We start from the raw sequence: 24,450 nt of genomic DNA, 5'->3' as shown, positions 1-24,450 counted from the left end.
CGTTACACCTTTTCCACGTTCACGAGGAAGGACTTAAATTCCGGTGTCTGCGTGTTCGCATCACCGACGAATGGCGTTAACGTATTAGCGATAAAGCCTTTTTTCGCCACGCCTTCGTAGCCCCAGTGAATAGGAATACCGATAGTGTCGATATCCTGACCGTTTGCCTTCAGCGTGCGAATGCGTTTTGTCACCACTGCTTTGGCTTTAATGTAGCCGCGGTTAGAGGAGACTTTGACAGTATCGCCGTGGGATATACCGAGCTTATTCGCCAGCTTCTCACCAATTTCTACAAACTGTTCTGGCTGGGCGATGGCGTTCAGCAGCGCATGTTTGGTCCAGTAGTGGAAGTGCTCAGTCAGGCGATACGTTGTCCCGACGTACGGGAACTTATCTGCTTTCCCCAGTGCTTCTTCGTCGCCTTTAAAGATACGGGCGGCAGGGTTAGAGATAACGTTCGGGTGCAGCGGGTTAGTCCCCAGTGGGGTTTCAAACGGCTCGTAGTGTTCCGGGAATGGGCCTTCTGCCATTTTATCGATAGCAAACAGACGTCCCATACCTTCGGGCTGCATGATAAACGGTCCGACATTGCTGCCAGGTGCGGCGGCGCTGTAGTCCGGAATATCCATCCCGCTCCATTTCGCCCCATCCCATTTCAGGATCTGGCGCTTCGGATCCCACGGGTTACCCTGTGGGTCAGCGGAGGCACGGTTATACAGAATGCGCCGGTTGAGCGGCCATGCCCATGCCCAGCCCAGCGTATTGCCAAGGCCCGACGGGTCGGCGTTATCGCGACGCGCCATCTGGTTGCCTTCCGGCGTCCAGCTTCCGGCGAAAATCCAGCAACCGCTGGAGGTCGTACCGTCATCGCGCAACTGGGCAAACGAGCTAAGCTGTTGGCCTTTCTTGACGATAACCGCGCCGGTAGCCGGATCGGTGATGTCGGCCAACGCTTTACCGTTACTCTCCATCGCCACTTCTTCCGAAGCCGGTTCATGTGGTGTGGAGTAGTTCCAGGTCATACTCAGCACCTGTTCCGGGTTTGCGCCGCCCTGTTCGGCGTACATTTTACGCAGACGCAGGAAGATACCGGCGAGGATTTCACCGTCAGTGGCGGCAATCCCTGGGGCATCCGCACCTTTCCAGTGCCATTGCAGCCAGCGACCAGAGTTAACGATAGAACCGTTTTCTTCCGCGAAGCAGGTGGACGGCAGGCGGAAAACTTCAGTCTGGATTTTCGAGGGATCAACATCGTTCGACTCACCGTGGTTTTGCCAGAAGGTGGACGTTTCGGTGTTGAGCGGATCGATAGTTACCAGGAACTTCAGTTTCGACAGTGAAGCCACGACCTTGTTTTTGTTAGGGAATGAGGCAACCGGGTTGAAGCCCTGGCAGATGTAGCCATTCACTTTGCCCTGGTTCATCATCTCGAAGTACTGCAGAACGTCATACCCTTTGTCCCACTTCGGCAGCCAATCGAAGCCCCAGCTATTTTCCGCTGTCGCTTTATCGCCAAAGAAGGCCTTCATCATCGAAACGAAGAATTTCGGGTAGTTGCCCCAGTAGTTTACCTGACCTTCCAGCAACGGTTTTGGTGTGTTAGCAGCAAGGTAGGTTTGCAGGTCGGTTTGTTTTTCGCTTGGCAGCGTCATATAGCCTGGCAGGCTTTGTGACAGCAAACCTAAGTCAGTCAGCCCCTGAATGTTGGAGTGACCACGCAGGGCGTTAACACCGCCGCCAGCCATACCCATATTGCCAAGCAGCAACTGGATCATCGCCATGGTACGAATGTTCTGCGCACCAACGGAGTGTTGTGTCCAGCCCAGCGCGTACAGGAACGAGGCGGTTTTATCTTTCACGCTGGTTTCAGCGATATATTCGCAGACTTTCAGGAAGTCGGCTTTCGGCGTACCGCAGATGTTTTCTACGACGTCCGGCGTGTAGCGGGAAACGTGCGTTTTCAGCAGGTTCCAGACACAGCGCGGATGTTGCAGGGTGACATCGCGTTTGGCGAAGCCTTTTTCATCCAGCTCGTAGTTCCAACTGGTTTTATCATACTTGCGTTTATCCGCGTCATAGCCGGTGAACAGGCCATCTTCGAAGCCATAATCTTCACGCACGATCAGGCTGGCGTTGGTATAGGCCTCGGTGTATTCGCGGTTAAATTTTTCGTTATTCAGCAGGTACAGCAAAACGCCTGACAGGAATGCAATGTCAGTACCAGAACGAATTGGGGCATAAAAATCAGCCACCGCAGCAGTTCGCGTAAAGCGCGGATCAATCACAATCAGCTTCGCGCCGTTGTGAATTTTGGCTTCCATCGCCCAGCGGAATCCGACCGGGTGAGCTTCAGCGGCGTTACCGCCCATCACCACGATAAGGTTGGCATTTTTGATGTCGACCCAGTGGTTGGTCATCGCACCGCGACCAAATGTTGGAGCAAGACTTGCTACCGTTGGTCCGTGTCAGACACGCGCCTGGTTGTCGACCGCGAGCATACCGAGCGCGCGAGAGAATTTTTGCGTTAAGTAGCCGGTTTCATTACTGGAAGCGGAAGCACACAGCATCCCGGTTGAAAGCCAGCGGTTAACGGTAACGCCTTCGGCGTTCTGCGCAACGTAGTTTGCGTCACGGTCTTCTTTCATCAGTTTAGCGATGCGGTCAAATGCCTCATCCCAACTGATTTGTTGCCATTTATCGGAGCCAGGCGCGCGGTATTCCGGGAATTTGAGGCGGCTTTCGGAATGGATAAAATCCACCAAACCGGCCCCTTTAGGGCAAAGCGCACCACGGTTGACCGGATGGTCCGGATCACCCTCGATATGGAAGATGGATGCTTTGGCGTTTTTTGCTCCGTCACCGAGACTGTACATTAACAGTCCACAGCCAACGGAACAGTAAGTGCAGGTGTTACGGGTTTCGCGGGTGCGCAGCAATTTATATTGCCGTGTTTCCGCTAGCGCTACGCCGGGTGCAAAGCCCAGTGCCGCTGCCGTGGTGCCTGCCATACCGCCAGCGCAGATCTTAAAGAACTGCCTTCTGCTGACCTGCATGGTTCGCTCCTTGTTTCGACATTGTCACGTTCCCTTCGTTTTTTGTAACGCGAACGCGAGGGAAGTGGTTGTTATTTTTCTTTGCGGACGGGACCGCAAAGGTCCAGAATTGGGTGAATTTCCCTCCGTCCAGGAGGGGTTTGTAAAGAATACCACAATGTTGGTATGTGTGTTCCAATATGGTTAAAAGAAAGTGAATAAGATTATTCAAGAAAACAACCAAAATGTGACGACTGTTACGGGATCACGTCAGTTGACCCTCTGGAAACGTGAGGATTTGCAACATCCTCAGCCGGATGAGGTGGCTGAAGAAGTGCCTGTTGCGCTGGTTTACAACGGGATTTCACACGTGGTGATGATGGCATCACCGAAAGATCTTGAGCATTTCGCGCTGGGCTTTTCGCTTTCTGAAGGCATTATTGAGAGCCCGCAGGATATCTTCGGGATGGACGTGGTTCCTTCCTGTAACGGACTTGAGGTGCAGGTTGAACTCTCCAGCCGCCGTTTTATGGGGTTGAAGGAGCGTCGTCGCGCACTGGCAGGTCGCACTGGCTGCGGCGTTTGCGGCGTGGAACAACTCAATGACATTGGTAAGCCGGTCCAGCCTCTGCCGTTTACGCAGACATTTGATCTGGCGGACCTCGATCGCGCATTAACGCATCTGAATGATTTCCAGCCCGTAGGTCAACGTACTGGCTGCACGCATGCGGCGGCCTGGGTACAGCCGTCGGGGATTCTGGCGGGCGGGCATGAAGATGTTGGCCGCCATGTTGCACTGGATAAATTACTGGGGCGGCGCGCAATCGAAGGGGAAAGTTGGCAGCAGGGGGCGGTATTAGTTTCCAGTCGTGCCAGCTATGAGATGGTGCAGAAGTCAGCGATGTGTGGTGTTGAGATCCTGTTCGCTGTTTCTGCGGCTACGACGCTCGCCGTTGAAGTTGCCGAACGTTGTAACCTGACGCTGGTGGGTTTTTGCAAACCGGGTAGGGCGACAATTTATACGCACCCACAGCGTCTGATTGCTGAATAATATAAATTCAAAAAAATTGAACAAGACTGGCAAATCCTTCCGCTTTTAGTTGTGTGATGTGAAGGCTATTATTTATCACATCAAGGCACGGTGCCTTATTCAAACAACTAAGTTAAAGGGTTTATATCATGAAAAGCATCAAAACTTTTGTCGCAGTTATCGCTCTCGCTACTTCATTCGGTTCTTTCGCTGCTCAATCAGTTACTGCAACCGGTTCTACACTGGACAGCGCTGAAGCTAAAATCGCTGCACAGGCTGAACGTGCAGGTGCCAGCGATTATAAAATTACTCAGGCATACACCGGTAACCGCGTGCATATGACCGCTGAACTGCTGAAATAATATTGCAGACCATTGTTGAAAGAGCGCCTCAGGGCGCTTTTTTCATTTCTGTGGTTACTCTTTTAGTAGCGAGATAAATGCTTCATAGCCAGTTAATTCGATAATGTCTTCGGCTGGATGGCGGTACAGCACGCTGGCCAGATAACTGAAGATTTTTAATTCATGCCGTGCGTCGGCGGCGGCACATGCGATAAGGACATGGCTGACCGGTTCGTTGTTAACCTGCACCGAATGGGTGAGAGTAATAAAAAAACCGCGAAAGCGGCGTTCCTGCTCACTCCAGCAATGGGGGATCGCCAGCCGGTTGACAATCAGATTTTCACCTTCGCTCTCGCGAGCGCAGATATGCCGCGCTTCATCATCAGTCATATGTTCTTGCGTCACGAGCTGTGCGCAAATTTTCACAATAATGCTCCGCCAGCTTTCGTCCGGTGTATTCGGATAATGAAAGCTACCCGCCGCTGAAAAAAAACGCTCCGGCTGCTGGCGAATAAAGGCCGTGGCAAGAAAGTTTTTGATCTGCTCTGTTCCTGCCGAGGTAATGATGCTTTTAATGGTGATGACATTTTTTACTGAATCATCAAGTAAATAATGGCTGTTATTGATGATCAGTAACGGTTTCACTTCCTGGAAAATTGCATTCAGTTCGCCAGGCGTACGCGCAATGATTACCCGGCAATTTAATACATCCCGTTCAATGGCTTGCTGGTTAATCGTGGCAATCGCATTTTGGTCAGATAACAACATAATGGGCTGACGCTCATTTTGATGCCGTTCCAGTGCGCAGGCAAAATACAGCCCGGTCAGATCACTATCAAAAAGTGGAGTATTTAACTGCTCACGCAGCAGGGCAATAAAACGCAAACTCATATCGAAGGCGGCTGGCCAGACTGCTTTTAGATTGTTCATGCTGCTCTGGCGATGTTCAGGTATCCAGACAGGTGCTGCAACACATCTCAGTAAGTGTCCGGTGATGTTATCAACCAACTGGCTATCGATAATGTTGAGTGAGGTGGTGCCCGGTAACTTTTGTAGCACTGAAATTATAGCACCGGGGGTTATCGCCGCGGCTTGCTGTTGCTGCATTTCCAGCAACCCACTCAGCGTTCTGAATGCGTTATCTCCCAGGTAGATCCCACTCTGTTCCACGGTATTTTTCAGCGACGTATGCCGACATTCGGGCCAGCAGGCGGTGAGCTGATTGCGCAAGGCATAGACCGCCAGTACCAGGCTGGCGAGGTATTCACCTGATATCAGGGGGAGTTCATCGAGGCCTTCACATGCAACGTTGAGCCGTTCAATATTGTCATGTGTGAGGCCTGGTAGCGGGATCAGGAACATGTCTTTTTTGAACAAGTTCGCCAGCAGAATAATACGTTTTTCTTCCGGCTCATCAATGAAGTGCCCCACGCCCGGACGGCTGGAAATGCTAAATGTGCGCTCATAGCGTTGCTTCAGGCGCGGTAATCTGTCGGCCACCCAGGTCTCGGGTAAGTTTAACGCAGACGCCAGCTGCAGGCGGGTCGTGAAGGTGTTCAGTAATAGAAACGCCAGCAACCGGTCATCATTATCATGTCGTTGCAGAAGCTGGAAGTAGCTACGTCTGTCAACAATATCCAACTGATATCCCGCGCTGCCACCTGGCTGGATACGCGCTTTGCCGCTCAGAGTAAAATTAAGGTAATCAATATCACGCAGGATGGTTCTGCCCGAAACGCCAGTTTGTCGTGCCAGCTCGCTAAGCGGGCTGGCCTGCTGTTCCAGAATGTCCACGATCTTTAACTGGCGGTCGTTCAACATATACATTTCCTCTTTCAGGCTGCTTCTGCGTTGGCCGTATTCATTCACCCCGGTTACGTACTACCTGTACGCTCCTGTGGATTCATTCATTTGCCGCTTTGATGTAACCCGAACGAGTTCGTGTATCGATATCCTGGCGAAAGTGGGTAAACTCTTCGACCTTCTCTGCAGTCAGTGAACACAACAGTTCTCGCACCAGCGTAAACAGGGCGTCATAGTCTGTTGCAGAAATCATGCCGCTGTTGGCGTGCAGATAGCGGGTGGGCAGGCACAATGCCGCGACGGGGCGACCGCCGCCCATCACGTTGTAGCGACCGCCGTCCGTTGCGCCGGTTTTCATGGTGCAAAATTGCAACGGGGCACCACTGCTTTCCGCGCTCTCTTTTAACGCGGCGACCAACTTCTGGTTAGGAAAATAGCGTTTATCAAACAGCATCAGGCCTGGCCCATCACCCAGTTTCAGCGGGTATTTGATGCTGTCGATTCCCGGCACGTCGCCCGCGACGGCGGTATCGAGCACGATCACCACGTCAGGTTTAATGTGCTCGGCTGAGGTTTGCGCTCCGCGCAGCCCAACTTCTTCCTCCACGCTGCCGACGCCGTACAGGGTAATTTCAGGGTTATCCACCGTCTGCAACAGCTCCGCCATCAGAGCGCAACCGACGCGATTATCCAGCGCTTTACCCACTATTTTATCTTCACCCCAACGAGCGAAATTCGCCTCCGGGCTGATGAAATCACCGACGGCGATGCCCTGTTTTTCCACCTGCTCACGACTTTTCGCACCAATATCAATGAACATTTCGTCGAAGTTCAGTGGTTGTTGTTTCTGCTTTTCCGTTAAAGCATGGGGCGCTACGGAGCCAATGAGGCCAGGAATTTTACATCCTTCGCGGGTGCGAATGGTTACCCGATGGTTGAGCATCGACTGGTTCCACCAGCCACCAATAGTGGTAAAACGCAGAAAACCGCTAGCGTCGATATGCGTCACCATAAAACCGACTTCATCCATATGGCCGACGATTGCAACTTTCGGTCCCCGATGTCCTTTGCGGGCGACAAAACTACCCAGACCGTCAAAGGTAATTTCATCCACGCAGGACTCTAGCGAATTGATGAGGATGGTGCGCACTTCCTGCTCATCGCCGCTGACGGCACTGGCCTCGCATAACTGCTGAAGTAATTCATTGTTCATGTGCAAGCTCCTGCTGCGCGGCCTTAGCTTTCCGTTTGAGCCACAGTCCTTTAAGGATGATGATTAACGCAATGTTCAGTGCCAGACCGATTGCCAGCACCAGATAAAACGACCCAACCGGCGACATCAGGCCGATCAGCGGATCAAAGATACCTAATCCCGGCGCCAGCCGTTTGATTCCGAAGGCGATTACCAGCATGCCAGTAATACCGCCAGAGAGCGTATTGGCAGTGATCATCGGTAACGGTGCGGCCAGCGCGTAAGGGATTGCGGGTTCAGTCGCAACCGTTGCGCCTACCACAATCGCACTACTGGCGGCGGCCTTCTCCTGTTGAGTAAACAGTTTAGGCGCCAGATATGTAGCGATACCCGCTGCGACGGGGGGCATCAGTGCCACTACACCGACGATGGCGTACCAGTCGTAGATCTGTTTTTCCAGGAGTGAGAAGCAGAAGAACCATGCAGTTTTGTTGATTGGTCCGCCCATGTCGAATGCCAGCATCGCTCCGACAAGAAAGGCTGCACCCATTTTCATTGATGGGGGAATAGTGTTCAGGAAGTGCAGTAATCCGCTCATGATGTCGGACATCACCGGGCCAATGACATACCAGGTCAATACCCCAAACACCAGCAGAGTCACGAATGGGATCAACATTGAGCCGAGCAGCGGCTGGAGCGCTTTGCCGAGGCGTACTTTGCGAAACCACAGCACGAAATAGCCGACCGCCAGTCCCAGCACCACCGCGCCGAGAAAACCCGCACCAGACTGGGTGCCCAGCAATCCTTTATCGTTCGCCAGATAGCAAACCAGAAATGCCGGAGCGAAAGCGGGTTTATCAGCAATCGACCATGCGATGTATGCGCCCATAATCGGGATCATAAAGGTGAAGCCGAGATAGCCGATAGACTCGACTACCCAGGTAAACGACGGCGCACCTTTCGACATATCGGTATACGGTAAACCGAGCTGCACCAGCATATTGGCGAGCGCAACCAGAATACCGCCGCCAATAACAAACGGCAGCGCGGCGGAAACTCCCGCCATCAGATGACTCATCACACTGCCTTGCTGAACATCCTGTTTACCTAATTTCATGCCGCTATCTGTTGTAAACAGCTGCGAATGTGAAGGAAGTTGCGTGAATATCTGATCGATATTTTTCAGCGCCTGGGAAATAGCGATCTCATACACTTTCTTCCCGGAGAACCGAACCCGATCTTCGGCGCTTAATCCGCGTCCCGTTGCCAGAATCACGTAGTCCGCAGCGGCTATTTCTTCGCTGGTCAGGCGGTTTTCGACGCCGCTTGAACCTTGAGTTTCGACTTTAATCGTATGGCCAAGTGACTGCGCTTTCTGTTCCAGCGCTTCTGCCACCATGTAGGTGTGGGCGATTCCCGCAGGACAGTTGGTGATCGCCACTAAACGTAAGGATGACTCCATAGCCGCTTCCTTATGAAGTTAAGGTCTGATTTAGCAAGGCAAGAACCTGTTCAGCGTTGCCCTGTTTCAGTTGGTTGATGAAATCCTGATGGATAATTTTTCGGCACAGGGTGCCGATGATTTGGACCTGAGAGTCTTCGCCGGTTTGCGGTACACCGAGGCATATCCAGCAGTTGACGTCCTCACTGTCGCTGGCTTTCCAGTCCACGCTTTCGGATTTACGCGCAAACAGAACGAAGGGCTGCTTCACGCAGGTGCTTTTGCCGTGGGGAACAGCGATACCCGATCCAAATCCGGTGGAATGCAATTTTTCTCGTAGCAGCAGCGTTTGCAGGAACAGGGGGCGATCGGTGATATAGCCGTTCTTAAATGCCATATTTGCGAACTGCTTTAGAATGGAATAAACGCTATTGCCCTGAATATTCAGATCAAGACAGTTTGCGGTGAGGGCTGCCATGGTAAGACTCCATTAAAACCTGTTTGATTTGATTTTAACGGTGGGACGGTGAAGAGATGAGAGGCAATATGTCGGGGAAATGTGACAATACACCGCTGAGTCGGGTACTGTTTTTGCGGGGTGCTACACATAATCATATGGAAAATTAACCTGATGAATTTGTCGTCATCAGGTTAAAGGGGGAATCAATTTATTCCTGCCATTCTCAACAGTGCTGTCACGACCGCCGCGGCAATAATCACCACAATTAGTGGCATCTTACGCCAGGCGAGAAATACGGCGAAGCCAACACCCAGCAGGCGCGCCATACCGGCAAAATGTTCGCCTTCATAAAAGGTGGTTGCCAGTGCGACGGAGAACAGTAATACCGTTGCAGCATCTGAAAGCAGCGCCTGGGAACGCTCGGAGAACGCCAGGCGGCTACCCAGTTTTGCTCCCCCTAAACGCATTAGATACGTTCCCAGAGACAGGATAGCGATACCGACGATAAACAGCGTCATGTTACCCATTATTTTTTCCTCGTCAGTAGGCCAAACAGTGAGAGCAACACCGGCAGTCCCACCGGGGCAAAAGGTACGGCGGCGAGCGACAGCGCAGCACCGCTACAGGCGCGGACCAGTGTGGTACGGTTTTTAAATGCCGGAACAACTAAGGCCAGCAGAATGGCGGGAAATACGGCGTCCAGACCGATGGTTTCTGGTGCTGGCAATAGCTTGCCAACCATCGCCCCAAGCAGCGTGCCCAATGGCCAGATAATGGCGACGCCCAAACCGCACAGCCAGTAGGCCGCTTTACGCTGCTCCGGTGTTTTTTGCGACAGGCCAAACACCACGCTTTCATCGTTCATGATATGGCAGCCGAGGAAACTGGCGGCACGTGTTCCAACCAGGTCGCGCACCGTAACGCCAAACGGGACGTGACGGGCGTTAACCAGCAGCCCGGCTGCCGCTGCGGCCAGCGGGTTACCCCCGCTGGCGACAATGCCGATAAACATAAATTCGGATGCGCCAGCCAGCACAGTAATGGAGAGTACAAACGGTACCCAAAGTGGAAATCCGTAAGCCATTGCCAGTGAGCCGTAAGACATCCCCACCACACCGACCGCCAGACACACTAAAAGTATCGCTTTTATCGTGTCGCCTTTAAGACTGGAAAAATAATGTTTCATACTGTTTTGGCTATATCGAACGAATTTCCATTATAATGAACGTAACAGATTTGCTTTACAAGTCGAACGATTCGTTCGATATAAAAAACATGGAGTCATGTATGACCCAACCCATCAGTATGATTGCGAAAAGCCTGGTGCGCGAACGTCAGCGTACCGGTCTGTCACTGGCTGAGATTGCACGACGCGCGGGGATTGCAAAATCCACGCTTTCGCAACTGGAAGCGGGCAATGGAAATCCTAGCCTGGAAACGCTGTGGTCGCTGTGTGTGGCGCTGGATATTCCCTTCGCACGGCTGCTGGAGCCTTTGGAGCAAAAAACCCAGGTGATACGTCGCGGCGAAGGGACAAAAGTGGTAGCTGAGCAGGCTCATTATCAGGCGATTTTACTGGCAGCCTGTCCACCGGGTGCAAGAAGGGATATCTATTTGCTGCTGACACAACCGGGAGCAGATCGTATTTCTCACCCGCATCCGCCGGGATCGGTCGAGCACATTATTGTGACGCAGGGCAAGGCGCTGGTGGGACTGACCGAAGCCCCCGAGGAGTTGGCAGAAGGGGACTACATTTGTTACCCCGCTGATCAGGAACATATCTTTAAAGCGCTGGAGCCTGACACGCAGGCAATTCTGGTGGCAGAGCAGAACTGATCTCAAAATGACGTTGTGCCGGATGATGGTGCTTGCACCCTTATCCGGCCTGTGGACTGTATTCGCCGTAGGCCGGTCAAGCGCAAGCACCATCCGATGTACACATCACTCCAGGTAAAACACTTCTTTTAGCTCTGCACTTACCGGGCTGTTGTCCGGATTGGCAGGCATTACGTCACGCATATGCTTCCACCAGCGCTGACAAACGTCGGTACTGGCTACCGCATTCCAGCGCTCTTCGGACTCAATCTCAACGGTGGCGAACAGTAAATTGCGTTCCTGGTCGAGATAAATGGCATAGTGATGTGCGCCGTGGGCTTTCAGTACGGCTTCCAGTTCCGGCCAGATGGGATTATGACGACGCTGATACTCTTCATGTGCATCAGCATTCACCTGCATCACAAAGGCTTTGCGGATCATAACGCCTCCAGATACAGCTCGCGGACTTCGTCGCGGCTGGCGGTGCGCGGATTACATGGTGCACACGGATCGGCCAGTGCTTTGTCCAGCCAGCCTTCGATATCCTCTTTGGTGACGCCAAGCGAACTAAATCCAGCAGGAATACCGACACGTTTGCTTAACGCGCGGATAGAGTTGATGGCTTCCATGCTTGCGGTCTCATCGCTCATCCCTCGGGTATCGACACCCATTGCCTGCGCTACGCGAGCAAAGCGAGCCACGGCGTTCGGGCGGTTAAAGTTTTCGATAACGGGCAGCAGGATGGCGTTGCAAACGCCGTGCGGCAGGTTATGCGTTGCGCCCGGCTGATGTGCCAGCGCATGCACCAGCCCGAGGCCGGCGCTGTTGAACGCCATGCCCGCCAGGTACTGGCCAAACGCCATTTGTTCACGCGCTTCGAGGTTATGACCATCGTCAACCGCTTTTGGCAGCCACAGGTTGATCAGGCGAATGGCTTCCAGCGCGTTGGCGTCGGTCAGTGGATGCGCGCCGATGGAAACATAGGCTTCAATCGCATGAGTCAGGGCGTCCATACCGGTGGCCGCGGTGACAGAGGCCGGAATTTCCAGCATGACGCTGGCGTCATCCACGGCGATATCAGGAATAATGTTCGGATCGATAATGACCTCTTTGACCTTGCGCGCGGAATCGATGATCACCGCATTACTGGTCATTTCTGCCGCTGTGCCTGCGGTGGTGTTAATTGCGACCAGCGGTACGCCCGCATTTTTCACTTTGCCCACCCCGGAATACGCGGTAGACGGACCAGGGTTTGCGGTCAGAATTTTCACCGCTTTGGCGGTATCGATTGGGCTGCCGCCGCCGAAAGCGATAATGTAATCACACTGTGCGTCCTGATACGCCGCAAAGCCTTTCTGCACCAGTTCTTCTGTTGGGTTAGGGAACACCTCGTCGAATAAGTGATACGACATTTTATGCGTATCAAGCGCGGCAAACAGGCTATCCAGCAGGCCCAGCTTGACCAGTTGACCATCGGTAACGATCAGCGCTTTACCCCATTGCTTGTTAGCGACCAGATTAACCATGTCGTCAATTGCCCCTGCGCCGTGAAGACTGATTTTAGGAAGTGCCAACATAAAGCTCATGAATATTCTCCTTAAAAGTAATGTCCTGTAGGCCGGATAAAGCGAACTGCCATCCGGCATTGTGTTATTACCTGATGACGACGCTGGCGCGCCTTATCAGGCCTACGGTGGGAGGTATCAGTACAGCTCTAATGCGCTGGCAAGCGGGGTGACGCCGAAACGTTTGCCGAGAGCAATCAGCTCTTCACGCGTGATGGTTTGCTTCATACCGCCCATCGAATAAATTTTGACTAAAACTTCAGCAGATTTCTCTGCGGTATCTATCAAACCGAACGCTTCGTCGAGTGTAGGGCCGCTGCCGAACACGCCGTGGAACGGCCACAGTACCAGTGAGTGCTTTTGCATTTCCTGCGCGGTGGCCTGCCCGATTTCATCGGTGCCAGGCACCATCCACGGCAGAATGCCGACGCCATCCGGGAACACTACCAGGCACTCGGTGCTGCCTTCCCACAGTTTGCGGGTGATCAGCGCGGTGGTGTTTTCCAGCACGTAGGTCAGGGCAATCAGGTTGGTCGCGTGGCAGTGCATGATCACCCGATCTTTACCGTGGGTGGCTTTAATGCGCTCACAGTGGGAAAGAAAGTGAGCTGGCAGTTCGGAAGTTGGAACGGCTTCGTGGGTCAGCCCCCAAAGAATGTGATAGCCCGCACCGTCGCTGTCGATTTTCACTACGCCCAAATTTGCTGCCGGATCGAGCTGGACGTTGCGGAAGAATTTGCCGGAGCCGGTGACGATAAAAGGCGTGTTCGCCAGCAGCGGCATCGGCTGACTCAGCGCGATATAACGTGGTTCTTTGTGGAAATCGGCGGTAAAGGGCGCAATATCCGCTTCATCCAGGCGCAGCGTCAGGTTGCCTCCGTTGCGCTCATCCCAGCCTTTCAGCCAGGCATCAGAAGTGGCTTTGATCATTCCCTGAACGAACCAGGATGTGGTTATGTTCTGCATGTTTGGTGTTCCTGTCTGTTTTGTTGCCCGATGGCGGATTACGCCTTATCGGGCCTACGATGTATGTCGTTTCCGTAGGCCGGATCAGCGCAGCGCCATCCGGCAATCAGGGTTATTTACGTTTACTCAGAATCTCTTTTTCATAGGCGCGGACACTGTCCAGCCACTGGCTGCCTGCCGGAGCGTCATGACGCTGGCAATACATCTCCCAGACCGCCTGCCACGGCAGAGATTTCTGCTCTTCCAGCAGGGCCAGACGTGCGGTGTAGTCACCACTGGCTTCGAGCTGACGAAGCTGTTCAGTCGGCTCTAACAGCGCACGCAACAGGGCTTTTTTCATATTGCGGGTGCCAATAACCCAGGCCGCGATGCGGTTGATTGAGGCATCGAAGAAGTCGAGACCGATGTGTACACGGTCGAACAGGTTGTGGCGGACGATCTCGCTGGCAATCGCCTGGGTTTCATCATCCAGCAACACCACGTGGTCGCTGTCCCAACGGACCGGACGGCTGACGTGCAGCAGCAGGCGAGGTACGTACAGCATGGCAGCGGAGATCTTGTCGGAAATGACTTCAGTCGGGTGGAAGTGACCCGCATCCAGGCACAGCGCAGTCTGGCGGCTGGTGGCATAGCCCATGTAGAACTCGTTGGAGCCGACGGTGTAGCTTTCTGCGCCGATGCCAAACAGTTTGCTCTCCACGGCATCGATGTGATGCGCCGGATCGAGTTTTTCGCTGATGACATCATCCAGCGCTTCCAGCAGGCGCTGACGCGGAGCCAAACGGTCGACGGTAATGTCTTTCATGCCATCCGGGATCCAGATGTTCATCACCGATGGTGTTCCCAATTGCTCGCCGAAATAGGCCGAAATGCGGCGGCTGGCTTTGCAGTGGTCAATCCAGAACTGACGGATGCTGTCGTCAGCATGTGCCAGCGTGAAGCCGTCGGCACTCAGCGGGTGAGAGAAACAGGATGGGTTGAAGTCCAGGCCTAACTGGTTTGCTTTCGCCCATTCAACCCAGTTTTTAAAGTGTTCGGGTTTGATTTGGTCACGGGCAACTGGCGTATCGGATTCCAGATAGATAGCATGCAGGTTCAGACGTTTTGGACCAGGGATCAGGCTCAGCGCCTGCTCCAGATCGGCACGTAGTTCGACGGCATTACGCGCTTTGCCCGGATAGTTGCCGGTAGCCTGAATACCGCCCGTGAGCGAACCTTCCGGGTTTTCGAATCCAGCGACATCATCGCCCTGCCAGCAGTGCATAGAGACTGGCAGGCGATCGAGCTGGCGTAATGCCTCTTCGACATCGATACCTACCGCTGCAAAACGTAGTTTTGCCAGTTCCCAGGCTTGTTCAAGTTGAGTGGTCATGCGCAAAGCTCCTTTGTCTGTCGTATTGATTGAAACTGCGCCTGGTAGCGGGCAATTTCACTTTCAGGATTTGGAATGAAGGTCGTCAGGTCATAGTTGGCTATCACTAGCTGGCGGAAATCATCGACGTTGTTCAGCTCGTCCAGCGTCATCAGTTGAACGCCAATATTGCCGAGGGTAGAGGCTTCAATTGGCCCGGACATGACTCGGATACCGCAAGCATCAGCGCAAAGTTGGTTGAGTAACGCGTTCTGGCAGCCGCCACCGACAATATGTAATTGGCTGAATGCCTCACCCCGAAGGTCCGCCAGTTCCTGCAGGACGTCGGCGTACAGCAATGCCAGGCTGTCGAAAATGCAGCGAGCCAGTTCAGCGTCTTGCGTGGGAACGGCCTGACCTGCTTCGCGGCATGCCGCCTGAATTTCCGCGCACATATCGTCAGGATTGATAAAGCGGTCGTCGTTAGGGTTTATCAGGGAACGGCAGGCCGGTAAGGCTTGCGTTTGGGCGATAAGCGCCGTCAGGTCGGTGATGTTCCGTTCTTTTAACACGCGCTGGAGCAGCCACAGCCCCATGATATTTTTCAGCACGCGGTAGCGTCCTTCCGCGCCGCCTTCGTTAGTGATATTGGCTGCCAGCGCCGTATCGTTGGTATACGGTGTTCTGCTCTCAAACCCCATCAGTGACCAGGTGCCTGAAGAGAGATACGCACTGTTTTGATCGGCCAGCGGTGACGCGATCACCGCACTGGCAGTGTCGTGGCTGGCGACGGCAACCACAGGGATTTGATTTTTCTGCGGGCAAATCCAGTTGCCGATAACGTTCCCCGGATGTGTGGGACGACCGAACCAGGATTTTGCTGCACCGGTCCAGGCCAGCAGAGTGTCATCCCAGTCGTCGGTGTTGATATTGACTAACTGGGTGGTTGTGGCGTTGGTGTATTCCCAGTTCAGTTCACCGGTCAGGCGATAGCTGAAGTAATCGGGGATCAGCAAGGCATGGGCCACCTGGGAGACCCGTTCTGGCTGTTGTTCTGTCAGGGCTCGGAGCTGATACAAGGTGTTGAAGGGGAGAAACTGAATACCGCTACGGCGATAGATCTCGCTTTTGCCAAGCTGCGCCATGGCATGTGCCATAACGCCCGTTGTGCGGCTGTCGCGATAAGAGACGGGGAGTCCGACACGCTGACCGTTTTTGCCGATCAGAACGTAATCCACGCCCCAGGTATCAATTCCGATGCTGTCTATCCGAATGCCTTCATCGCAGACTTTCTTCAGACCAAGGCGAATGTCGTTTTCCAGGCTGTCGATGTCCCAGGTGTCGAAACCGTCTGTTTTTTGCAGACAGTTAACGAAGCGATGGATTTCACGCAGCGTCAGGGTGCGGTGTTCACTGTCGTAACGCGCCAGCATTACGCGTCCACTGGATGCGCCGAGATCGACAGCGACACAATGGCGAAGAGTCATAGCGAGGTCCTTCTGAGTTTTATTACGCTCAGTCTAAGAACTCCCGGAAAGGTGTACCTTCTTGTTAGTGACAGCCTCAATAAGCGGCTGGCAGCCTGGCAAAGGTGAACGTGATGGTGTTCACAATTCCTGGTAATGGAGGTGATTTTGCCTGGTGTGACCCCTTCCGCAATTCCCGTTTTTTCCCACTATTTCTTGAAGAATTAACTCTGTTTACGCGCTTTGGCGTCAAAAATTTAAGGTGAGGTTGGTAACCCTTAATTACTATTCAGCCATGTTCATTTGATCGGGAAGGATGTCATCATGACCGTACTGCATTGCGTGGATTTTTTTCCGACAGGTAAAGCAACCCTCACGATTGAACCGCGGCTTCCTCAGTCAGCATTCCCTGAACATCACCATGATTTTCATGAAATTGTGGTGGTTGAGCATGGGACAGGTATCCATGTGTTCAACGGACAGCCCTACACCATCAGCGGCGGAACAGTCTGTTTTGTCCGCGATCATGACAGACACTTATATGAACATACTGACAACCTGTGTCTGACAAATATTCTGTATCGTTCCCCGGATGCGTTTCAGTTTCTGGCCGGACTGAACCAGCTTTTGCCCCAGGAACTGAACGGTCAGTATCCGTCCCACTGGCGGGTAAATCAGGGCGTGTTGCAACAGGTTCGTTTGCTGGTGGGGCAGATGGAAAAACTCGGTGATGAGATGGACACGCCGTCGGCGGCAAATCGCGAGATCCTGTTTATGCAACTGCTGGTGTTGTTACGCAAAAGTAGCCTGATGGAAGTGGCTACAGATAATGATGCGCGGCTTAATCAGCTGATGGCGTGGCTGGAAGATCACTTTGCCGATGAGGTGTGCTGGGAAGCGGTAGCCGAAAAGTTTTCGCTCTCTTTACGCACTATGCACCGCCAGCTTAAACAGCAAACCGGATTGACGCCACAGCGCTATCTTAATCGTCTGCGGCTCATTAAGGCCCGGCATTTATTACGCCACAGCGATGATAGTGTTACGGACATCGCTTATCGCTGTGGTTTTGGCGACAGTAACCACTTTTCGACGCTGTTTCGCCGGGAGTTCGACTGGTCGCCACGCGATATTCGCCAGGGACGTGACCGCACTGCGGGAAGCAGCCTCCAGTAACGCGAATGCTATCAACGTTTTTTGCCGCCAGTTCTCAGATAATCACGTTCCTTAACGCCGGATGACAGTTTCGTCTTATCCGGCTTACAAGGGCGCAGTGTCGGCCTGATAAGCGTATCGCCATCAGGCAACAAAGCATCGAGGTGGTACGGTGACTGAGCGGTTAATTCTTCTAAAGTCAGACTTTTTTGCCAATGCCCGGCAGGCGGTCGCCGTTGCCGATCGCTATCCGCAAAACGTCTTTGCTGAGCACACCCATGAGTTTTGCGAACTGGTTATGGTCTGGCGAGGCAATGGCCTGCATGTTCTCAACGATCGCCCGTACCGCATCACCCGTGGCGATCTGTTTTATATTCGTGCTGAAGATAAACATTCCTACACCTCAGTTAACGACCTCGTTTTGCAGAATATTATCTACTGCCCGGAACGGCTGACGTTGAATCTGGGCTGGGAAAGCGCGATCCCAGGATTTAATGACTCGGCGGGACAGCCGCACTGGCGACTGGGCAGCGCCGGGATGACTCAAGCCCGGCAGGTCATTAGCCAGCTTGAGCATGAGAGCCATCAACGCGACCCGCAGGCTTTTGACCTGGCAGAGCTGTTATTTGGACAACTGGTGATGATCCTGAAACGGCATCGTTATGCCACGGACACGCTTCCGGCGACATCAAGCGAAACGCTGCTGGATAAACTGATCACCGCTCTGGCCGGGAGCCATGAACACGCCTTTGAACTGGACAAATTTTGCGACCGTGAGCAGTGCAGCGAACGTGTTTTGCGCCAGCAGTTTCGTAACCAGACAGGAATGACTATCAACCAGTACCTCCGGCAAGTGCGAATTTGCCATGCTCAGTATCTGCTTCAGCATAGTCGGTTGATGATCAGTGAAATTTCTATGCGCTGTGGCTTTGAGGACAGTAACTATTTTTCGGTGGTGTTCACACGGGAAACCGGGATGACGCCCAGCCAGTGGCGTCATCTCGGTAATCAAAACGATTAGCTTGCCATTCCCATACCGACAATATTGGCCGCGACGATAATCACCACGCAGCCGAGGCTTAGCACGCTGACCGGATGTCGGCCCGCATTGCTCCACTCTTTCATAATCAGGCCTACAATACCGCCGCACAGGACGTAGAAACTCATGTGCAGCATCCAGCTCATGTAGTCATACTGCGCCGGAATTTTGGCATGGCCCCAGGCGTAAAAGAAGAACTGGAGATACCACATCAGCCCGGCGAGCGCCGAAAACAGGATATTGCTGATAATCAGCGGTTTTGCTAACGAGAAGTCGGCTTTTATCGACAAGTTTTTCATTTTTGCCAGACGAATGAAGCAGTAGCCGAGGTTGATTACCGCACCGCCGCCCATGATCACCACGTAGCTTGGCAGGGCAACATACAGCGGATCGATCCCGAGTGCGGCAGCGGCTTCGTGCATCGGTTTTGCCGCATCCATTGCAAAGGACATCCCGGCGGAGAAAAAGCCGCACATCACCGCCAGTATCAGACCTTTTTTCAGGTTGAACTCTTCCGCTTTGATGCCCATCTTGCGCTCTTTTAGCTGCCCGGCGCGGGTGACAATTGCTACGCCGATCAGGGCGACCAGCACACCGAACAGGGTCATACGGCCACCGGGTGTGCCGACGAGCACATCAAATTTACCGGCAATGATAGGCGTCATTAAGGTGCCGACAATCAGCGTAATACCGATGGCGATCCCGATTCCCATCGACATGCCGAGGTAGCGCATGGTCAGACCATAGTTAATGTTACCGATCCCCCACATCGCGCCAAATAAAAATATCGGCAGCAGTGTGGAAGCGCTGAAAGAACGGTAATAGGCCCAGAAGTCCGGTAGCAGGATCGAACTGACGAGCCAGGGAAGGATTAGCCATGAAACAAAACCGCCTATGGACCACATGGTTTCCCAGGTCCAGTGTTGTACCTTTTTAAAAGGGGCGTAGAAACAAGCGGCACTTGCGGCACCAATAAGATGCCAGAATATCCCCATCGTAATTGCGTTACCCATTCTGTTTCCTTTTAAATTATCGATCTGGCTGGATAAAAATCTCCCGTTTTGATGATCGAAAGTCTAAAGAGTGAGCAATGAATTAACCTTCAGCATGCTGCCGCAGGATTGGCAATGCTGGCAAAATTCAGGGGATGATAGGGATGTTGATCACAAATTGATCTTCCGCCCCTCTTTTTTGAGAAGGGCGGAAATGTCGCGGGTTAGCAGATTTTTACTGCCTGAATGCCCAGCAGCCAGGCGAGTTTATCCAGCACGTCGCCATGATGACCAAGGCCAATGCTGCAATGGTGGGCTGGACCGCCCAGGCACCACTGCGTTGTGAATTCGCGAGCCGATAAAGGGAAACGATAGCGGCTGTTGGTGTTGCCGATATCCAGTACTTCACCCGCCACAGCTTCACCTTCGGCATACTGCAAACGCACGCCGTTTTCGGCATCTTCAACAACCGAAAGAAAGGTTACCGGGCCGGGTTTTACGGTCATCTGGATAGATACACCTTTACCGGGTTTACCATGATAAACCGGCAGCGGTACCAGGTTAACCGGGCCGTCCGCCATCAGCGGATGTGCCGGGCCGTCATGCCCCCACAGTACAACATTGTCATTAAATTCAATTCCATAGGGTTCAGAGAACGAACCTCCGGCCCCCAGGAGCTGCTGGATCTTCATTGCCAGCACGTTTTTGATTTCATATTCTCCTGCCACGGGAATACCGCGGTGGGTGAGCAGCGTGTTACCGAGGATGATTGAGGTGATGATATTTTCGTAAGCATTACCGCTTCGACCTTCGTAGTAATAGGCCAGTGCGCCAAGGGTATTCCGGGCAATAAGTTTATCCATGGCGCAGGCCGTGGTGAGCGCGCGGTCAAGTTCAGCGGGTTCACAGGCTGCTTCCACCTGTAGCACGCGGTTCGTCTCTTGCCGTTTAGCGCAGAGGTCCGTCTCGCTGACCTGCTCGCGATATTCCGCCAGCTCACACATTTCCAGCGGCTTAAAACGTACGCCCAATCTGGCGGATAAATTCGTCATATTGCTGTAAACGTCCACCATACCGTCATAATAGTGTCCGAGTACGCCGACCTGACAGTTTGACAGCATCTGGCGTACGTTCAGGGCCTGTAGCCACTGCGCAGTTTGTTGCCAGACGTACTCATCGCCCTGTAATGCACCCACAATCAGTTGAAAGCGGATATTCGCGCGGTTAAACACGTTTGCCAGTTCGGGCGCGCTGCAGGCCTGGCAGTGCGCCAGCCATTCTCCGGTACGCCCGCCCCGATCCGGGATTTGACGGATTGTCGAATAGGGCAGGCCAGGCTCTGGCTGTAAGGCCAGAATAATGACCGGCTTGTTGATGCTTTGCACCAAAGGCAGTACCGTTGCGCTAAGGGCATAGGTGCTGATGTACAGGCAGACAGCATCGACAGGCTGCTGCTGCAACCGCCTGATAAGGGCGTCGGCTTTGTCGACGTTATCGATCAGGCCGCCGTTAATTACGGTGGCTTGTTGCGCCGTCAGACGCTCGTCAATTGTTTGCAGATAGTCCTGAAGTCGTGACTCCAGGCCAGTAAACTGGGGCCAGTATGTGTCGAGGCCGATACCGAAAAGGGCGATGTTGACAGACATAGCAATATTTCCTCGTGAGATAATCCAGAGACTATCTCTTGCTTTGTCTCCCGTGTCCTTTATGTCGTTGCCTGTTTTCTCTGCGTGTTGGCAAAATTCGCCTGATTATTCCGCTAATGCTCACATTTTCATCTCATAATAGCCATGTAAAAAGTACGGCATTGATAATCATTTTCAATATCATTTAATTAACTATAATGACTCAACTGCTTACGCGGCGTTAACACTGGCCGCCCGACAATACTGGAGATGATTATGAGTTATACACTGCCATCCCTGCCGTACGCTTATGATGCCCTTGAACCGCACTTTGATAAGCAGACGATGGAAATTCACCATACCAAACACCACCAGGCCTATGTAAACAACGCTAACGCTGCGCTGGAAAGCCTGCCTGAATTCGCCAACCTGTCTGCTGAAGAGCTGATCACCAAACTGGATCAACTGCCTGCGGATAAGAAAACCGTACTGCGTAACAACGCTGGCGGTCACGCTAACCACAGCCTGTTCTGGAAAGGCCTGAAAACCGGTACCACGCTGCAGGGCGATCTGAAAGCCGCTATTGAGCGCGACTTTGGCTCTGTTGATAACTTTAAAGCTGAATTTGAAAAAGCGGCAGCAACCCGTTTCGGTTCTGGCTGGGCGTGGCTGGTTCTGAAAGGTGACAAGCTGGCTGTTGTTTCCACTGCTAACCAGGATTCCCCACTGATGGGCGAAGCTATCTCTGGTGCTTCTGGCTTCCCGATCGTGGGTCTGGACGTATGGGAACACGCTTACTACCTGAAATTCCAGAACCGTCGCCCGGACTACATCAAAGAGTTCTGGAACGTGGTGAACTGGGACGAAGCAGCAGCGCGTTTTGCGGCGAAAAAATAAGTTTGATGATGCCTGAAACCTGATAGCGTTACGATTATCAGGCCAGGATCTGATGACCTGATACAGCCCTTACAAGTCATGCTTGTGGGGGCTTTTTTGTGATCAAAATCAACATGGGAACATTGATCCATTTAAATTGAAACAATGTTTTATTGTGCGATTAGGATCACTTTTATCTGTCCTCTGAGTGTCTATCTTCTTTCCATCAAGACGGGCGCATCTCATAAGCAAGATGCAATCGCCCATAAAAATGCCCCATTTTTATGTCTACAGGTGATGGAAATGCATATCAAACGTACGATAGAGAAAATCCCAGGCGGTATGATGCTGGTGCCGCTATTTCTGGGCGCGTTATGTCACACCTTTTCACCCGGCGCCGGAAAATACTTCGGCTCATTCACCAACGGTATGATCACTGGCACAGTGCCGATTCTGGCTGTCTGGTTCTTTTGCATGGGGGCGTCGATTAAGCTAAGCGCCACCGGAACCGTACTGCGTAAATCTGGCACGTTAGTAATAACCAAGATTCTGGTGGCATGGGTAGTGGCGGCGATCGCTTCGCGCATTCTTCCAGAACATGGAGTGGAGGTGGGGTTCTTTGCCGGGTTGTCCACGCTGGCGCTGGTGGCTGCAATGGATATGACCAACGGCGGGCTGTATGCCTCGATCATGCAGCAATACGGCACCAAGGAAGAGGCTGGGGCGTTTGTCCTGATGTCACTGGAGTCCGGCCCGCTCATGACCATGGTCATTCTGGGAACTGCGGGGATTGCTTCGTTTGAACCGCATGTGTTTGTCGGTGCGGTGTTGCCGTTCCTGATTGGTTTTGCACTGGGAAATCTGGACCCTGAGCTTCGCGAGTTCTTCAGTAAAGCGGTGCAAACGCTGATACCTTTCTTTGCCTTCGCATTGGGTAACACCATTGATTTGAGCGTGATTGCTCAGACCGGCGTGCTGGGTATACTGCTGGGCGTAGCGGTGATTATCGTCACCGGTATCCCATTGATTATCGCCGATAAACTGATTGGCGGCGGGGATGGTACGGCGGGGATTGCGGCTTCCAGCTCTGCAGGTGCGGCAGTTGCCACGCCGGTGCTGATTGCCGAAATGGTTCCAGCGTTTAAACCAATGGCTCCGGCAGCGACTTCTCTGGTGGCAACCTCGGTGATTGTGACATCAATTCTTGTGCCGATTATCACTTCTATCTGGTCGAAAAGAGCTAAAGCCAGAGCGGCGGAAATTGATATTCGCGGCACGGTGAAGTAAATATTTTTTACCGGATAGCGCTGCGCTTATCCAGCCAATGTAGGCCCGGTAAGCGTTCGCGCTACCGGGCATCAGGTGCAAAACTAAAGGACAAAGACCTCGTCAATTGTCCGACACTCACTCTCGTTCAGTTCCCCACCTGCATTACGTGAAACCCCTGAGCAATAACCATACTTACGTGACACTACAGTTTTAATGGTGGTGACAAAATCCTCGCCAATCGCGTAGATGGACATATACGTGCCAATCTTATCCTGAATGTCGCGTAGCGCCGCCAGGTCGCCCTGCTTAAATGCCTCGCGCGCGCTGACAAACAGTTCCGGCATGACGTTGTTCAACCCTGAGATAATCCCTGCGCCACCTGCCAGCAGGTTAGGAATGTAGTATTCGTCGTAGCCGGAGAGCACAGCAAAATCTTCCCGCACGGCGCGGGTTGTCTGAATCATGCTGCGGGTATGCGACTGGCAGTCCACGGTGTCTTTAATACCGGCGAAGTTCGGGAACTCAGCGGCGAGTGTGGCAACCAGTTCAGGCGTTAAATCACAGCCGGTACGTGCCGGGAAGTTATAGGCAAACCATTTTCCACTGAGCTTCTGTCCTAGCTGGCGGAAGTAGCTCAGCAACTGTTTCGATGTTTGTCCGTAGTAGTAAGGTGGCAGGATCATGACGGCATCATATCCCGAGTGAAACGCTTCTTGCGCCATCAGCAGAACATCATTTTGGCATGTGGATGAGACATTTGCGACCATCTTCAGCGAGCTCATGGCCCGGGCCTCACGGATCAGTAACAGTCTCTCTTCCAGCGTAAAGGAGGCAAATTCCCCAATGCTGCCCATCAGTAAAATAACGTCGATCTTTGCCTCGGTAAGGCGTTTGAGATGCTGACTCAGACCGTTGAGATCGATCTTGCCATCATTGTCCATCGGCGTAATGGACGGACACCAGACGCCAGCAAATTGCGATTGACCAGTCACGTTGTTGACTCCTTAATTGAAATGATGTTTCAAAACCAGTTTA

The 24,450-nt window shown here is 52.9% G+C and carries 22 protein-coding genes; 7 read left to right on the top strand and 15 right to left on the bottom strand.

All coding sequences use genetic code 11. The features are described from left to right. Positions 1-2 precede the first annotated feature (2 nt). Positions 3-3,053 carry a formate dehydrogenase-N subunit alpha gene (gene fdnG, locus OH663_RS19375; RefSeq protein ID WP_144243092.1) on the bottom strand — a complete coding sequence of 1,017 codons (3,051 nt, stop codon included), beginning with the start codon at positions 3,051-3,053 and terminating at the stop codon, positions 3-5. A 193-nt stretch (positions 3,054-3,246) separates the two neighbouring features. Between fdnG and fdhD the strand changes: the two genes are divergently transcribed. After that, entirely contained in the window at positions 3,247-4,083 is an 837-nt protein-coding gene (gene fdhD / locus OH663_RS19370) for a formate dehydrogenase accessory sulfurtransferase FdhD (RefSeq protein ID WP_200012959.1), read from the top strand. A gap of 128 nt (positions 4,084-4,211) precedes the next feature. Beyond that, positions 4,212-4,424, top strand: coding sequence for a YdgH/BhsA/McbA-like domain containing protein (locus tag OH663_RS19365; protein WP_045449244.1), 213 nt, complete (start codon positions 4,212-4,214; stop codon positions 4,422-4,424). Positions 4,425-4,478: 54 nt separating this feature from the next. Here the strand turns inward: OH663_RS19365 and OH663_RS19360 are convergent, their stop codons facing one another. The 6 genes from OH663_RS19360 to OH663_RS19335 all read right to left on the bottom strand — a co-directional run bounded on the left by OH663_RS19360 (position 4,479) and on the right by OH663_RS19335 (position 10,485). Then, complete coding sequence (locus OH663_RS19360; RefSeq protein ID WP_045449245.1) at positions 4,479-6,224, bottom strand: putative frv operon regulatory protein; 1,746 nt, start codon at positions 6,222-6,224, stop codon at positions 4,479-4,481. An 82-nt stretch (positions 6,225-6,306) separates the two neighbouring features. Then, positions 6,307-7,419 carry an aminopeptidase gene (locus OH663_RS19355; protein ID WP_200012960.1) on the bottom strand — a complete coding sequence of 371 codons (1,113 nt, stop codon included), beginning with the start codon at positions 7,417-7,419 and terminating at the stop codon, positions 6,307-6,309. Continuing rightward, positions 7,409-8,860 (bottom strand): PTS fructose-like transporter subunit IIBC, encoded by a 1,452-nt coding sequence (locus tag OH663_RS19350; protein ID WP_045449249.1) that lies wholly within the window; start codon positions 8,858-8,860, stop codon positions 7,409-7,411. The genes OH663_RS19355 and OH663_RS19350 overlap by 11 nt, the downstream gene beginning before the upstream one ends. Before the next feature lie 10 nt (positions 8,861-8,870). Next, positions 8,871-9,317 carry a PTS fructose transporter subunit IIA gene (locus OH663_RS19345; RefSeq protein WP_045449250.1) on the bottom strand — a complete coding sequence of 149 codons (447 nt, stop codon included), beginning with the start codon at positions 9,315-9,317 and terminating at the stop codon, positions 8,871-8,873. 185 nt (positions 9,318-9,502) lie between these two features. Then, positions 9,503-9,826: an AzlD domain-containing protein gene (locus OH663_RS19340; protein WP_045449252.1), complete on the bottom strand. Its 324-nt coding sequence runs from the start codon at positions 9,824-9,826 to the stop codon at positions 9,503-9,505. Then, complete coding sequence (locus OH663_RS19335; RefSeq protein ID WP_045449254.1) at positions 9,826-10,485, bottom strand: AzlC family ABC transporter permease; 660 nt, start codon at positions 10,483-10,485, stop codon at positions 9,826-9,828. Before OH663_RS19335 ends, OH663_RS19340 begins: the two co-directional genes overlap by 1 nt. A 101-nt stretch (positions 10,486-10,586) precedes the next feature. Between OH663_RS19335 and OH663_RS19330 the strand changes: the two genes are divergently transcribed. Continuing rightward, positions 10,587-11,135 carry a helix-turn-helix domain-containing protein gene (locus tag OH663_RS19330; protein WP_045449256.1) on the top strand — a complete coding sequence of 183 codons (549 nt, stop codon included), beginning with the start codon at positions 10,587-10,589 and terminating at the stop codon, positions 11,133-11,135. A gap of 105 nt (positions 11,136-11,240) precedes the next feature. Here the strand turns inward: OH663_RS19330 and rhaM are convergent, their stop codons facing one another. From rhaM to rhaB, 5 genes are all read right to left on the bottom strand, one after another. Further along, entirely contained in the window at positions 11,241-11,555 is a 315-nt protein-coding gene (gene rhaM, locus OH663_RS19325) for an L-rhamnose mutarotase (RefSeq protein WP_045449257.1), read from the bottom strand. Continuing rightward, positions 11,552-12,700, bottom strand: coding sequence for a lactaldehyde reductase (gene fucO / locus OH663_RS19320; protein WP_200012961.1), 1,149 nt, complete (start codon positions 12,698-12,700; stop codon positions 11,552-11,554). Before fucO ends, rhaM begins: the two co-directional genes overlap by 4 nt. 117 nt (positions 12,701-12,817) lie before the next feature. After that, on the bottom strand, positions 12,818-13,645 hold the full coding sequence (rhaD, locus tag OH663_RS19315) for a rhamnulose-1-phosphate aldolase (RefSeq protein WP_045449266.1): 828 nt from the start codon (positions 13,643-13,645) through the stop codon (positions 12,818-12,820). A 112-nt stretch (positions 13,646-13,757) separates the two neighbouring features. After that, the gene (gene rhaA, locus OH663_RS19310; protein WP_200012965.1) at positions 13,758-15,017 is read right to left on the bottom strand and encodes an L-rhamnose isomerase; all 1,260 of its coding nucleotides are present in this window, start codon (positions 15,015-15,017) and stop codon (positions 13,758-13,760) included. After that, on the bottom strand, positions 15,014-16,483 hold the full coding sequence (gene rhaB, locus OH663_RS19305; protein ID WP_045449269.1) for a rhamnulokinase: 1,470 nt from the start codon (positions 16,481-16,483) through the stop codon (positions 15,014-15,016). Before rhaB ends, rhaA begins: the two co-directional genes overlap by 4 nt. Before the next feature lie 303 nt (positions 16,484-16,786). Between rhaB and rhaS the strand changes: the two genes are divergently transcribed. Then, on the top strand, positions 16,787-17,635 hold the full coding sequence (gene rhaS / locus OH663_RS19300) for an HTH-type transcriptional activator RhaS (protein WP_045449270.1): 849 nt from the start codon (positions 16,787-16,789) through the stop codon (positions 17,633-17,635). A gap of 151 nt (positions 17,636-17,786) precedes the next feature. Next, positions 17,787-18,635 (top strand): HTH-type transcriptional activator RhaR, encoded by an 849-nt coding sequence (rhaR, locus tag OH663_RS19295; protein ID WP_045449271.1) that lies wholly within the window; start codon positions 17,787-17,789, stop codon positions 18,633-18,635. Here rhaR and rhaT read toward each other — a convergent pair. Beyond that, entirely contained in the window at positions 18,632-19,666 is a 1,035-nt protein-coding gene (gene rhaT, locus OH663_RS19290) for an L-rhamnose/proton symporter RhaT (RefSeq protein ID WP_045449272.1), read from the bottom strand. The two genes, rhaR and rhaT, sit on opposite strands and share 4 nt — an antisense overlap. Before the next feature lie 203 nt (positions 19,667-19,869). Beyond that, the gene (locus OH663_RS19285) at positions 19,870-21,291 is read right to left on the bottom strand and encodes an L-fucose/L-arabinose isomerase family protein (protein ID WP_200012967.1); all 1,422 of its coding nucleotides are present in this window, start codon (positions 21,289-21,291) and stop codon (positions 19,870-19,872) included. Positions 21,292-21,546: 255 nt separating this feature from the next. Between OH663_RS19285 and sodA the strand changes: the two genes are divergently transcribed. After that, the gene (gene sodA, locus OH663_RS19280) at positions 21,547-22,167 is read left to right on the top strand and encodes a superoxide dismutase [Mn] (protein WP_045449275.1); all 621 of its coding nucleotides are present in this window, start codon (positions 21,547-21,549) and stop codon (positions 22,165-22,167) included. Positions 22,168-22,449: 282 nt separating this feature from the next. After that, positions 22,450-23,433: a 2-keto-3-deoxygluconate transporter gene (kdgT, locus tag OH663_RS19275; protein WP_045449276.1), complete on the top strand. Its 984-nt coding sequence runs from the start codon at positions 22,450-22,452 to the stop codon at positions 23,431-23,433. An 83-nt stretch (positions 23,434-23,516) separates the two neighbouring features. Here the strand turns inward: kdgT and OH663_RS19270 are convergent, their stop codons facing one another. Then, complete coding sequence (locus OH663_RS19270; RefSeq protein ID WP_045449278.1) at positions 23,517-24,407, bottom strand: dihydrodipicolinate synthase family protein; 891 nt, start codon at positions 24,405-24,407, stop codon at positions 23,517-23,519. Positions 24,408-24,450 lie beyond the last annotated feature (43 nt).

It is taken from the genome of Citrobacter sp. Marseille-Q5395 (genome assembly GCF_947057495.1).
GTDB lineage: Bacteria > Pseudomonadota > Gammaproteobacteria > Enterobacterales > Enterobacteriaceae > Citrobacter > Citrobacter murliniae.
This window is presented reverse-complemented; position numbering and strand designations above follow the sequence as displayed.

Bases quoted from the DNA above. Each gene is read 5' to 3' on its own strand.
- OH663_RS19355 (WP_200012960.1), bottom strand. From the start codon at position 7,419: ATGAACAATGAATTACTTCAGCAGTTATGCGAGGCCAGTGCCGTCAGC.
- rhaM (WP_045449257.1), bottom strand. From the start codon at position 11,555: ATGATCCGCAAAGCCTTTGTGATGCAGGTGAATGCTGATGCACATGAA.
- OH663_RS19365 (WP_045449244.1), top strand. From the start codon at position 4,212: ATGAAAAGCATCAAAACTTTTGTCGCAGTTATCGCTCTCGCTACTTCA.
- kdgT (WP_045449276.1), top strand. From the start codon at position 22,450: ATGCATATCAAACGTACGATAGAGAAAATCCCAGGCGGTATGATGCTG.
- OH663_RS19335 (WP_045449254.1), bottom strand. From the start codon at position 10,485: ATGAAACATTATTTTTCCAGTCTTAAAGGCGACACGATAAAAGCGATA.
- fucO (WP_200012961.1), bottom strand. From the start codon at position 12,700: ATGAGCTTTATGTTGGCACTTCCTAAAATCAGTCTTCACGGCGCAGGG.
- OH663_RS19345 (WP_045449250.1), bottom strand. From the start codon at position 9,317: ATGGCAGCCCTCACCGCAAACTGTCTTGATCTGAATATTCAGGGCAAT.
- OH663_RS19360 (WP_045449245.1), bottom strand. From the start codon at position 6,224: ATGTTGAACGACCGCCAGTTAAAGATCGTGGACATTCTGGAACAGCAG.
- OH663_RS19340 (WP_045449252.1), bottom strand. From the start codon at position 9,826: ATGGGTAACATGACGCTGTTTATCGTCGGTATCGCTATCCTGTCTCTG.
- OH663_RS19285 (WP_200012967.1), bottom strand. From the start codon at position 21,291: ATGTCTGTCAACATCGCCCTTTTCGGTATCGGCCTCGACACATACTGG.
- sodA (WP_045449275.1), top strand. From the start codon at position 21,547: ATGAGTTATACACTGCCATCCCTGCCGTACGCTTATGATGCCCTTGAA.
- rhaD (WP_045449266.1), bottom strand. From the start codon at position 13,645: ATGCAGAACATAACCACATCCTGGTTCGTTCAGGGAATGATCAAAGCC.
- rhaT (WP_045449272.1), bottom strand. From the start codon at position 19,666: ATGGGTAACGCAATTACGATGGGGATATTCTGGCATCTTATTGGTGCC.
- rhaA (WP_200012965.1), bottom strand. From the start codon at position 15,017: ATGACCACTCAACTTGAACAAGCCTGGGAACTGGCAAAACTACGTTTT.
- rhaS (WP_045449270.1), top strand. From the start codon at position 16,787: ATGACCGTACTGCATTGCGTGGATTTTTTTCCGACAGGTAAAGCAACC.
- rhaB (WP_045449269.1), bottom strand. From the start codon at position 16,483: ATGACTCTTCGCCATTGTGTCGCTGTCGATCTCGGCGCATCCAGTGGA.
- OH663_RS19330 (WP_045449256.1), top strand. From the start codon at position 10,587: ATGACCCAACCCATCAGTATGATTGCGAAAAGCCTGGTGCGCGAACGT.
- OH663_RS19350 (WP_045449249.1), bottom strand. From the start codon at position 8,860: ATGGAGTCATCCTTACGTTTAGTGGCGATCACCAACTGTCCTGCGGGA.